Source organism: Mycobacterium sp. IDUB_3, from assembly GCF_055419585.1.
This window is the reverse complement of sequence record NZ_JBVAXZ010000001.1, coordinates 2,408,839-2,420,631: the sequence shown is the minus strand read 5'-3', so window position 1 is coordinate 2,420,631 and position 11,793 is coordinate 2,408,839. Positions and strand designations below refer to the sequence as shown.

11 protein-coding genes are annotated in these 11,793 nt (G+C 66.3%); 10 read left to right on the top strand and 1 reads right to left on the bottom strand.

From position 1 onward, the window contains the following. Window positions 1–66: 66 nt before the first annotated feature. The 10 genes from ACZYVJ_RS10805 to ACZYVJ_RS10760 all read left to right on the top strand — a co-directional run bounded on the left by ACZYVJ_RS10805 (window position 67) and on the right by ACZYVJ_RS10760 (window position 10,928). Window positions 67–873, top strand: a complete 807-nt coding sequence (locus tag ACZYVJ_RS10805) for an SDR family NAD(P)-dependent oxidoreductase (RefSeq protein ID WP_463830992.1) — start codon at window positions 67–69, stop codon at window positions 871–873. A gap of 118 nt (window positions 874–991) precedes the next feature. Beyond that, window positions 992–1,657 (top strand): TetR/AcrR family transcriptional regulator, encoded by a 666-nt coding sequence (locus tag ACZYVJ_RS10800; RefSeq protein ID WP_463832944.1) that lies wholly within the window; start codon window positions 992–994, stop codon window positions 1,655–1,657. A 10-nt stretch (window positions 1,658–1,667) separates the two neighbouring features. Further along, complete coding sequence (locus ACZYVJ_RS10795; RefSeq protein WP_463830991.1) at window positions 1,668–1,862, top strand: ferredoxin; 195 nt, start codon at window positions 1,668–1,670, stop codon at window positions 1,860–1,862. Window position 1,863: 1 nt separating this feature from the next. Continuing rightward, entirely contained in the window at window positions 1,864–3,108 is a 1,245-nt protein-coding gene (locus ACZYVJ_RS10790; RefSeq protein WP_463830990.1) for a cytochrome P450, read from the top strand. Between the two features lie 154 nt (window positions 3,109–3,262). Continuing rightward, complete coding sequence (locus ACZYVJ_RS10785) at window positions 3,263–4,324, top strand: amidohydrolase family protein (protein WP_463832943.1); 1,062 nt, start codon at window positions 3,263–3,265, stop codon at window positions 4,322–4,324. After that, window positions 4,324–5,568 carry a M24 family metallopeptidase gene (locus ACZYVJ_RS10780; RefSeq protein ID WP_463830989.1) on the top strand — a complete coding sequence of 415 codons (1,245 nt, stop codon included), beginning with the start codon at window positions 4,324–4,326 and terminating at the stop codon, window positions 5,566–5,568. Before ACZYVJ_RS10785 ends, ACZYVJ_RS10780 begins: the two co-directional genes overlap by 1 nt. After that, window positions 5,558–6,685 carry a M24 family metallopeptidase gene (locus ACZYVJ_RS10775; protein WP_463830988.1) on the top strand — a complete coding sequence of 376 codons (1,128 nt, stop codon included), beginning with the start codon at window positions 5,558–5,560 and terminating at the stop codon, window positions 6,683–6,685. The genes ACZYVJ_RS10780 and ACZYVJ_RS10775 overlap by 11 nt, the downstream gene beginning before the upstream one ends. A 2-nt stretch (window positions 6,686–6,687) precedes the next feature. After that, window positions 6,688–7,683 (top strand): enoyl-CoA hydratase/isomerase family protein, encoded by a 996-nt coding sequence (locus ACZYVJ_RS10770; protein WP_463830987.1) that lies wholly within the window; start codon window positions 6,688–6,690, stop codon window positions 7,681–7,683. Then, window positions 7,683–10,112: a CaiB/BaiF CoA-transferase family protein gene (locus ACZYVJ_RS10765; RefSeq protein WP_463830986.1), complete on the top strand. Its 2,430-nt coding sequence runs from the start codon at window positions 7,683–7,685 to the stop codon at window positions 10,110–10,112. Before ACZYVJ_RS10770 ends, ACZYVJ_RS10765 begins: the two co-directional genes overlap by 1 nt. 6 nt (window positions 10,113–10,118) lie before the next feature. After that, window positions 10,119–10,928: an SDR family NAD(P)-dependent oxidoreductase gene (locus tag ACZYVJ_RS10760; protein ID WP_463830985.1), complete on the top strand. Its 810-nt coding sequence runs from the start codon at window positions 10,119–10,121 to the stop codon at window positions 10,926–10,928. Here the strand turns inward: ACZYVJ_RS10760 and ACZYVJ_RS10755 are convergent. Continuing rightward, on the bottom strand, window positions 10,925–11,764 hold the full coding sequence (locus ACZYVJ_RS10755) for an SDR family NAD(P)-dependent oxidoreductase (protein WP_463830984.1): 840 nt from the start codon (window positions 11,762–11,764) through the stop codon (window positions 10,925–10,927). The genes ACZYVJ_RS10760 and ACZYVJ_RS10755 overlap by 4 nt on opposite strands. Window positions 11,765–11,793 lie beyond the last annotated feature (29 nt).

Genomic DNA, 11,793 nt, shown 5'->3' with positions numbered 1-11,793 from the left:
CCGCGGCCTGCACCGCCTTAAATCAACTGCTTGACTTAACGCTTGCAGCCCCGATTAACTCGTCGGGTGGTTAACGAACTTGATGGCAAGGTCGCCATCGTCACCGGCGGCGGGTCGGGTATCGGTCGAGGCCTCGTGGAGCGGTTTGTGGCCGAGGGCGCGCGCGTCGTCATCGCCGACGTCGAGACCGACAGAGGTGAGGAGCTGGCGGCGTCGCTCGGCGCGAATGCCGTCTTCCGGCAGACGGACGTTGCCGACCCCGAACAGGTGGGAGCGTTGGTCGCCGGTGCCGTCGAGACATTCGGCGGCCTACACGTCATGGTGAACAACGCCGGGATTTCCAGCCCCTTGCGGAAGTTGCTCGACGACGACCTCGCCGATTTTCACCGGGTGATGGGCGTCAATGTGCTGGGCGTGATGGCAGGCACCCGAGACGCCGCGCGGCACATGGCCGAACATGGCGGCGGGTCGGTCATCAACATCACCTCGATCGGCGGCATCCAGGCCGGAGGTGGCGTGATGATCTATCGGGCGTCTAAAGCGGCGGTCATCCAGTTCACCAAGGCCGCCGCAATTGAGTTGGCGTACCACGAGATTCGGGTCAACGCCATCGCGCCGGGCAGCATACCCACGCCGATCCTGGGGAAGTCGGCGGCCGGCATGGACCCTGAGCAACTGAAGCAATTCGAGGCGCGGATTCGCCAGGGGATGCGCGATGACCGGCCGCTGAAGCGTGAGGGCACGCCCGATGACGTCGCCGAGGCGGCGTTGTATTTCGCCACCGACCGCTCGCGCTACGTCACGGGGACCGTGCTGCCGGTAGACGGTGGGACCGTGGCGGGCAAGCCGATCCGATCCAAGGAGCAGGGCTGACGTCGCCGAACGCCGAGCGTGACGCTGCGGTCACGTTCGGCAGCGGGGCTGCCCGCGGCGATCCAACGATTTAAATCAATCGCTTGACTTAAACTCCACGACGATGTTGACTGATCCAATGACCACCGCCAGCCGGACCGTTCGCACCGAGCGGGCCAGCTCCACCCAAGAGGCGATCCTGGTGGCAGCCGAGCGCCTGTACGCCGAGCACGGCATGTTCGCGGTGTCCAACCGGCAGGTGAGCGAGGCCGCGGGCCAGGGCAACAACGCTGCCGTCGGTTACCACTTCGGCACCAAGGCCGACCTGGTGCGCGCGATCGAGCAGAAGCACCGCGGGCCCGTCGAGCAGCTCCGTGAGCAGATGGTGTCGGACCTGCTGGCATCGGACGGATCCGGCGAATTGCGGGCCTGGGTCGACTGTTTGGTGCGCCCGCTTACCGATCACCTCGACGAGCTCGGAAACCCGACCTGGTACGCGCGCTTCGCGGCCCAGGCAATGACCGATCCGGCCTACTACAACATCATCGTCAAGGGCGCGCTCAGCTCCCGGTCGCTGGTCCAGGTCGTCGAGGGCATCAACCGCTGCCTGCCCGAACTGCCGGCCGAAGTGCACTTCGAACGCAACATCATGGCCCGAAACCTGTTGATGCACACTTGCGCTGACCGTGAACGCGCGCTTGCCGCAGGCGCGGTGACGTCTCATCGTTCATGGCGGGCCGCGGCATCCGGGCTCATCGACGCGATCGTGGGCCTGTGGCTGGCGCCCGTTACGGCGTACGAGTAAGGACTCGCCGATGAAAGTTACTGTCAACCAAGATGTTTGCGCTTCTTCGGGGAACTGCGTGATGAATGCGCCCGAAGTGTTCGACCAGCGCGATGACGACGGCGTCGTCGAACTGATCAATCCCAATCCAACATCCGAACAGGCCGAAGGGGCGCGGCGGGCGGCGGCGGCCTGCCCCGCGCTTGCCATCCACATCGAGGAATGACATGTCAGACACATTGACGAGCAGCGCGACAGCCCAGACCTGCGATATCCCGGACTACCCGATGGCCAGGGAGCCGCGCTGCCCGTTCGCGCCGCCACCGGACGTCATGGCGCTGGCCGCGGCCAGCCCGATGTCCCGGGTGCGGATCTGGGACGGCAGCACGCCGTGGCTCATCACCGGCTACGAGCAAGTGCGCGAACTGTTTTCGGATTCGCGGGTCAGCGTCGACGACCGCCAGCCCGGATTTCCGCACTGGAACGAAGGCATGCTGTCCACGGTCCACAAGCGCCCGCGATCGGTGTTCACCGCCGACGGCGAGGAGCACACCCGATTCCGGCGCATGCTCTCGAAGCCCTTCACGTTCAAGCGAGTCGAAAACCTGCGCCCGACCATCCAGCGAATCACCGACGACCACATCGACGCGATCCTCGCCGGACCCCAGCCCGCCGACATCGTCACCGCGCTGGCGCTGCCCGTGCCGTCGCTGGTGATCAGCCAGCTGCTGGGCGTTCCCTACGAAGACGCCGACATGTTCCAGCACCACGCCAACGTCGGCCTCGCGCGTTACGCCACAGGTGAAGACACCGTCAAAGGCGCGATGAGCCTGAACAAGTACCTCGCCCAGCTGGTCGAAGCCAAGATGGAGAATCCGGCCGAGGACGCAGTGTCCGACCTCGCTGAGCGGGTAAAGGCCGGAGAGCTCAGCGTTAAGGAGGCCGCGCAGCTGGGCACCGGCCTGCTGATCGCCGGGCATGAGACCACCTCCAACATGATCGGGCTCGGCGTGCTCGCCCTGCTGGAAAACCCCGACCAGCTGGCCGTCATCCGCGACGCCGAAGATCCGAAGGTCGTCGCCAACGCGGTGGAAGAACTCCTGCGCTACCTCAGCATCATTCAGAACGGCCAGCGCCGCGTCGCGCTCGAAGACATCCACATCGCCGGGGAGACGATCCGCGCCGGCGAGGGCATCATCATCGATCTGGCCCCGGCCAACTGGGATGCGGACGCGTTCGCCGAACCGGACCGGCTGTACCTGCACCGCTCGGGCGCCGACCGCAACGTCGCCTTCGGCTACGGCCGGCACCAGTGCGTGGGACAGCAGCTGGCCCGCGCCGAGCTGCAGATCGTCTTCCACACGTTGGCGCGGCGCATTCCCACGCTGCAACTTGCCATTCCGATCGAGGAGGTTCCGTTCAAGGACGACCGACTCGCCTACGGCGTCTACGAACTGCCGGTGACCTGGTAGCCCAGCTCGCTGCATATCAACACTGCGGATCCGAATTGGAGGGTCAATGATGACGACTCAAACAGGCACGCTCTACCCGCCCGGAGGTTATGGCGCTCCGAAAGATCGGCGTGGCCACGCCGCGGGTACCGACGTCGGTCTGCCGCAGGGGACGGTGGTCTTCTCGGCTGACAACCACATCTCGCTGGCGGATGACATCTTCTACCAACGCTTTCCGGACGACCTGAAGGACAAGGCGCCGCGAATCTGGTACGAGGACGGTGCCTACCAGGTCGGGCGCAAGGGACAGTCGTTCCTGCCGGGCGACTTCAGCGCCGTGCTGATGCAGTACGACGACCTGCCCGGGGCCGCGAGCACCAACATCGAAGCCCGCATCCAGGAGCTGCACGACGACGGCGTCGAAAAGGAACTGGCGTTCCCCAACGCGGTGCTGGCGCTGTTTCACTACCCGGACAAGCAGCTTCGCGAGCTCGCCTTCCGTATTTACAACGAATACATCGCCGAGCTGCAGGAGCGGTCGAACGGCCGCTTCTACGGCGCCGGGCTGATCAACTGGTGGGACCCGCAGGGCACCAGGAAGACTCTGGAAGAGCTGAAGTCATTGGGCCTCAAGACCTTCCTGCTGCCGCTCAACCCGGGCAAGGACGACGACGGCAACATCATCGACTACGGCAGCACCGCAATGAAGCCGGTCTGGGACGAGATCGAAGCCGCCGGTCTTCCGGTGACCCACCATATCGGGGAGACCCCGCCGAAAACCCCGTGTCAGTTCAACAGCGTCGTGGTCGGCATGATGATCAACATCGACGGCTTCCGCGAGCAGTTCGCCAAGTACCTCTTCACCGGAATTCTCGACGATCATCCAGGGCTGCGAATCGGCTGGTTCGAGGGCGGCATCTCCTGGGTGCCTTGGGCTTTGCAGGATGCCGACCACCTGATGGGCTCGTACCAACATATGTTCAACCGGACCCTCGAGCACGAACCGCGCTACTACTGGGACACCCACATGAGCGCGTCGTTCATGGTCGATCCGCTGGGCCTGCAGCTGATCGACCAGATCGGGGTGGACAAGGTGATGTGGTCCAGCGACTACCCGCACAACGAAAGCACCTACGGCTATTCCGAGAAATCACTGAAATCCGTTGTGGACGCGGTGGGTCCGGACAACGCGGTGAAGATCGTCAGCGACAACATCACGAAGTTCCTGGGCCTGTAGTGACGACATTCGCGCAACTGGATACCAACACCGGCAACGGACTGGTGATCCCGGAAACGGCCGACCTGGCCCGCCTGCGCCGCGAGACTGGGGCCCGGCTACGGGCTGCCATGAACGAGCACGGGGTCGACGCGATGATCCTGCTGGGCAACAACGCCGTGGTCTACGCCACCGGCGCCAGCTGGCCACTCGGCGACGCCGGATTGTCTTACGTCGAACGGCCGGTGGCCGTGGTGCTCGCCGACGACGAACGGCCGCACCTGTTCCTGCCCTTCCGCGAGGGGGCCTCGCAGGAGTCGGACTTGCCCGCCGACCACTTGCACGGGCCTGTCTACCTCGAATTCGACGAGGGCGTACAAAAATTCGCGCATCAGCTGGCCGACCTCATCCCGGCCACAGCGGTAGTCGCGGTCGACGAGTTCACCGGCGCCATGTCGCGCGCCGCGAAGCTCCTCTTCCCGGGCGGTGCACCCGTTGACGCGGCGGCCATCGTCAGCGCCGCCAAGTCGGTGAAAACGCCGGACGAATTGTCCTGCATCCGCACCGCGATCCGGATCACCGACGAGGCGATGGTCGAGGTCCAGAAAAGCCTGGCCCCCGGGATCCGTCAGATCGATTTATCGGCAAGCTTTTTGCGCCGAGCCTTCGAGCTGGGGGCCACGGCCAGCATGCTGGAGCCGATCTGGCAGGTGATGCCGCCGAGTAAGGCCGAGGGAGTGTGGACCACGCACGGCGATTTGGCGCTGCCCCTCCTTACCACCGAGCGCGAGTTGGCCGAAGGTGATGTGCTGTGGACCGACGTCAGCATCACCTATCAGGGCTACTGCTCCGACTTCGGGCGCACCTGGATCGTCGGCCGGGACCCGTCACCGCGTCAGCGGGCGCAGTTCGACAAATGGTTGGAGATCATGAGCGCGGTTCTCGGCGTCGCCAGGGCCGGCGCGACCGCGGCGGATCTGGGCCGGGCCGCCATCAAGGCGAACGGTGGCGCTAAGCCATGGCTGCCGCACTTCTACCTGGGCCATGGCATCGGCGTGAACGCCGCCGAAATGCCGATGATCGGAACCGATCTCGGGCAGGAGTTCGACGAGAACTTCGTCCTGCAAGCCGGGATGGTGCTGGTGCTGGAACCCGTGGTGTGGGAGGACGGCACCGGAGGCTACCGCAGCGAGGAGGTCCTGGTGATTACCGAGGAAGGCTGGATCCGTTTGACCGACTACCCCTATGACCCCTATGGCAACTGAAGTCCTGCCTGACGAGCGCACGCTGCGCTTGGGGCGCCGCCAGCGGGCGCTGGCTCAGATGGCGACACACGATCTCGACGTCCTGGTCCTCGGCCGGCAGGCCAACGTCCGTTACGTCACCGGAGCTCCGCAGTTGTGGGTCGCCGGCACCCGGCCGTTCGGTCCGACGTGTGTGCTGGTGCGCGAGACCGGTGCGGTGCACCTCCTCAGCACCTGGGACGAGGGCGTCCCCGAGGACATCCCCCACGAGAACCTTTACGGGATCTCGTGGAACCCGGTGAACACGATGGCCGCGCTGGGTCGCATCGACGGTGCGTCAACCGCACGGCGCGTCGGAACCGACGCGCTCTCACCGATTTTCGCGCAGCTTCTGCCCACCGCGTTTCCCAACGCTCAGCTGGTCGACGGCGAGGTCGCCATGCGGGCCGCGCGCCGCATCAAGACCGACGAGGAGATCGCAGCGCTGCGGGAGTCCGTCGCGGTGGCCGAGTCGGCACTGGCGGCCGCGGTCTCCGAGTTACGGCCGGGCGTAACCGAACAGGCGCTGGCCGGAGTCTTGCTGGAGGCCTCCGCCGCCGGCGGTGTAAGCACACCGTCGAATCAAGATGTCGCATGGGTAACCTCGCGCACGCATCCGTGGCGGCGCGCCCACGGCGACGGTCGCATTCAGGACGGCGACCTGGTGGCGTTCTCAGCCGGAGTGCTGGCGGGAGGCTATGTCGGCGAAGTGGGCCGGACCTGGCCCGCCGACATCCGACAGGCGCCCGGCGGGGCGGCGGCCCTGAACGGACGGTGGGAACGGCTGTGGGACAAGCTGATTACCGCCTGCCGACCCGGCGCGGGCGCGAGCGAACTACTCGGCGCCTATCGGGCCGCGGGCGAGCCCGAGCCGCCGATGCCGGTGGCCCGCGGCCTGGGCATGGGGTTCGACCCACCCGTCGTTTCCAAGCACCTGCCTACCACCGCTGCCGGCGAACGTCTGGAACCGGGGATGGTGCTGGCCGTGACGGGCTACGTGTGGGCCGAAGGAGTCGGCGGGGTATTCGGGCGAGAAGCGGTCCTGATCACCGCGGACGGTCCCGAAGTGCTTACCGGTAGCCCGTTCTGGCAGCCCTAGCCATGCCCGAGCCCTCGGAGCCGGCGGCCGAAGAGATCATCCGTTACCACAAAGACGCCGCGACGCGGATCGCCACGATCACGTTCGACCGGCCGGACTATCTCAACGCGCCGACTGTCGCCGCGCGCCTACGCTACGCGGACTTGTTGCACCGGGCCGGCATTGACGACGACGTCAAGGTTCTGGTGGTTCGTGGAGCGGGTGACGACCTCGGTTCGGGCGCGGACCTGACCGAGGTCATGCGGATGCGTGACGCGGCGGACCAGGGCCCGCGGCTTGCCGAATACCGGATCGGCGCCGACGAAGTCCGCTACCCGCCGCAGGGTTCGTTCCGCAACGGCGCCACCCTGGGCCAGTGGTATGCCAACCCGAACTCGGGCATCCGCGGCCTGCAGGACTTCAAGAAGATCAGCATCCTGGAGGCCAAGGGCTATTGCTACGGCTGGCACTTCTACCAGGCCGCCGATGCCGATCTAGTCATCTCCAGCGACGACGCGCTGTTCGGGCATCCGTCGTTCCGGTACTACGGCTGGGGCCCCCGCATGTGGTGGTGGGCGCAGACCATGGGCATTCGAAAGTTCCAGGAAATGGTGTTCACCGGAAGGGCTTTCACCGCCGCCGAGATGTATGACTGCAACTTCCTCAACAGCGTGGTGCCGCGTGACGAACTCGAGGCCGAGGTGGAGAAATACGCGTTGGCCTGCGCGAGTAACCGCCCCACCGACACGGTGTTCATGCAGAAGGTCTTCTTCGAGATCATGAAGCAGTTTCAGGGCGAATACCTCGGCAGCATGCTCAGCGGTGTCTTCGAGTCGATGGGTGGCAGCGTCCGCCCGGATGGCGGCGACGAGCTGATGCTCGACGACGCGATGAAGCGGGGCCTGGGCGACGCGGTCAAGGACAACGACGATAAGTTCCCCGCCGAATGGCGGCTGAGCAAAAAGGCGCGCAAGAAGGCCCGTGCCGACAGGGGCGCCAAAGCGAAGAGAAAGAAATAGTGACGCCACACCGCGTCGAACCGCCGCTGGACGGCTACACGGTGATCGACCTGTCCACCGGTATAGCCGGCGCATACTGCACCAAGCTACTCGCCGACGGCGGTGCCGACGTCGTGAAAATCGAGTCACCCGAGGGTGATCCGCTGCGCCGGTGGTCGGCATCGGGTGCCACCGTCCCGGCCGGCGGTGACGGCGCCCTGTTCAGCTTCCTGGCCGGGGCGAAACACAGCGTCGTCGCCGATCTCGCCGGCGACGCCGACGCCGCACTGGTGAACCGGCTGCTCGCGTCCGCGGACGCGGTGGTGTGGTCGGCCGGCTCGAAAGTGGCCGAGCACCCGGACTTTACGCCGGGCGCCATCCACCGCCGCCACCCGCATCTCACCGTCACCTCGATCACACCGTTCGGGCTGGAAGGCCCCTGGCGAGACCGCGCCGCGACCGAGTTCACCCTGCAGGCGTGGTCGGGAGGGATCGTCGGGCTCGGCCGCGGCGAGCAGGAGCGCGCGCCCGTCTTCGTCGGCGGCCAGGTGGGCGAGTACCTGGCCGGTGTCTACGCCAGCACGGCCACCCTGGCCTCACGCTGGCGCCGAATCGACGGCGGGGCAGGCGAACTGCTGGACCTCTCGATGCTCGAGACACAAATTCTGTGCCTCACCTATTACCCGGTGTCCTACTTCGAAGTGCTCGGACGGCCGTGGCGAGACACGCGACGGCCGACCATTCCGGGGGTGGCCCAGGCCAAGGATGGCCTGGTGGATCTGGGCTGCGGGACGGCGCAGCAGTGGTTCGACCTGTGCGCAATGGTCGGCCACCCGGAGTGGATCGATGAGGAATCGCCGCTGTCGATCACCGAGCAGGCCAACATCCACGCCGGGGAGCTCTTCGCCTGGCTGGCCGAGACCCCAGTTGACGAAATCCGGGAACTGGCCTCGGCATTCCGTATTCCCAACGCGCCGGTAGCCAACGGCGCCAACGTCACCTCCTTCGATCAGTTCGTAGAGCGCGATTCATTTGCGCGCAATCCGCGCGATGGCTTCCAGCAGCCGGGCCACCCGTATCGCATGCGGCCCGCGCAATTACGCCCTCCGCAGCCGGCGCCGCGGCTGGGCGAGCACACCGAGCACTACCGCACCGCACCTCTTCCGCCGCGCCCGGCGCCGACCGGAGCGGCGAAAAGGCTCCCGCTCAGCGGCATTCGCGTGCTGGACATGACGACATTCTGGGCGGGCCCGTGCTGCACCCATTCGCTGGCGTTGCTCGGGGCCGAGGTCATCCATGTCGAGTCAACTCGCCGACCCGATGGCACACGGATGATCGCCGGCATACCGATCAGCGAGGACCAGTGGTGGGAGAAGTCACCGATCTTCGAGGCCCTCAACACCAACAAGAAGGGCCTGACCCTGGACCTGCAGAGCTCGCGGGGCCGGGAGTTACTGCGTGAGCTCATCGCCACGTGCGACGTGGTGGTGGAGAATTTCACCCCGCGAGTGCTGGACCAGATTGCGCTGGATTTCGCCACGGTGCAATCGATTCGGCCGGACATCGTGCTGGTGCGGATGCCCGGCTTCGGCCTCGATGGCCCCTGGCGGGACAACCCGGCGTTTGCCTACGTCATCGAATCCGCATCCGGCGTGAGTTGGCTTACCGGCTATCCGGATCGAACGCCGTATGACCCCTATTCGATTGGTGATCCCAATGCGGGTGTGCACGCGCTCAACGCGATACTGCTCGCGCTCGAGCACCGGCGCCGCACCGGCGAGGGCGTGTTCGTCGAGGCGGCGATGGTCGATGCGGCCCTCAGCATCGCCGCCGAGCAGGTCATCGAGTACACGGCATATGGGGCGCTGCTGGAGCGTGCCGGCAACAGGGGGCCGACCGCCGCGCCGCAGAACCTCTATCTCAGCGCCGATATCGACGAATTCGGTCGGCTCGACAGCTGGGTCGCGATCGCGGTGGCCACCGACGATCAGTGGGACAGTCTAGGCCGGGCACTCGGATCACCCTCCTGGACAACCGATCCCAAGCTCGCCACCGAATCCGGCCGACGTACACACCATGATGTCATCGATGAGCAACTCGCTGCCTGGTGCGGGCAGCGCGGCCGCGATGAAATCGTCGCAACCCTATGGGACGCCGGCGTGCCGGTCGCCAAAGTCATGCAGCCGCACCGTCAACCCGAGCTGGAACAGTTGGCGTTCCGGGATTTCTTCGAAGAGGTCGACCATCCGGTCAACGGCCCGGCTAGGCTCAGCACCGTGCCGATGAGATTCTCAGCCGGGCCTCACAAGTTCCACACCGAGCATGCGCCGCTGCTGGGCCAGCACAACCATGAACTGCTGTCCGGCCTGGGCCTGTCCGATTCGGAGATCGCCGCCCTGGAAACCGACGGCGTGATCGGTAGCGCGCCGGCCATGCGCGCGAGGAGCTGATCGACCATGGCGGTCGACCCCTCGGACATTCTGCTCAGCGGCCGGGTCGCGGTGGTGACCGGTGGGGGAGCCGGCATCGGGCGCGGCATCGCGGCCGGGATGGCGGCATTCGGTGCCCGGGTGGCGATCTGGGAACGCGACCCGGAGACCTGTGCGCAGGCAGCCGAATCCATCGGCGCCCTGGGCATCGTCACCGATGTCCGGGACAGTGAGCAGGTGGACGCCGCGCTGCAGCGGACCGGCGCCGAACTCGGCACACCCACGATCCTGGTCAACAACGCCGGTGGCGTGTTCTCCTCGCCGTTGCTGGAGACAAGCGAAAACGGCTGGGACGCCTTGTATCGTGCCAACCTGCGCCACGTGCTGCTGTGCAGCCAGCGGGTCGCCCGGCAGCTGGTGTCTGCGAACCTGCCCGGCAGCATCATCTCGCTCACTTCGATCGAGGGCGTACGAGCCGCACCGGGCTACGCGGCATACGCCGCCGCCAAGGCCGGTGTCATCAACTACACCAAGACCGCGGCGCTGGAACTGGCGCCGCACAACATCCGGGTCAACGCGATAGCGCCGGATATCACGCTCACCGAAGGGCTGGCGAAGCTCGGCGGCGACGCCGCGACGGCCGCCATGGGCAACATCGTGCCGCTGGGGCGCCCCGGCCATGTCGACGAAATCGCCAGTGCCGCGGTGTTTCTGGCGTCAGGCATGTCGGCCTACTTGACCGGCCAGACGCTCCACATCGACGGCGGAACCCAAGCCTCCAGCGGCTGGTATCACGACCCGCAGACCGGCGACTACCGGTTGGGGCCGACGAGCTAGTGCGTCCAGCCCTCGGCGGCCTGTTCGTCGAAGGTCCGATCGATGCGCTCGAACCTGCGCTTGACCGAGGCCCGAGCCGCCTCGTGCGGCAGGATGTACAAGCGGTTGGCCAGAATCGCGTCGGCGGTGAGCCGTGCCACGCCATCGACCGACACCGTGTCATCCTGCGTCGGCGGGAGCTGTCCGAAGCCGCTCGTCAGGTCTGGCGCTGACGCGAGCCCGTCGTCCGCGCCGCGAATTCGTTCCGAGTTCGCGACCAGCCCTGTCTCGATGACCATCGGGCAGAGCACCGAGACGCCGATGCCGTTGTCCCTGACCTCGCGGGCCAGCGTCTCGGCCAGCCCGACGACGCCATACTTGGCAACGCCGTATGCCCCGAGTCCGGCGTTGGGCACCAGCCCGGCAAAGGAGGCGGTGAACGCGATGTGGCCGCCCTTGCCCTGCTCGATCAATTTCGGCACGAACGCCTCGACAGCGTGTATCGAACCCCACAAATCGATATCGATGACCCAGCGCCAGTCCTCGTGCGTCATCGCCGCGAGCGGACCCGCGACGACAATGCCCGCATTGCTGAACACGACATCGACCTGACCCAGCAGCCGGAAGGATTCATCCGCGAGGTGAATCATTTGGTCGAGATGCCGTACGTCGCATGTCACCCCGTGCGCGTCGAACCCCTCGGCCGTCAACTGTGCCACGGCTCGCTCCAAGGCGGACTCATCGACGTCGGCCAGCACCAAGCGGGCGCCGCGGCGGGCGAATTCGGCGGCGGTGGCCAAACCGATGCCGCTTGCACCGCCGGTGATGACCGCCCCGCGTCCCTCGAAACCGTCCATGGATTCCGAGCGTATTACTCGCCCAGGAA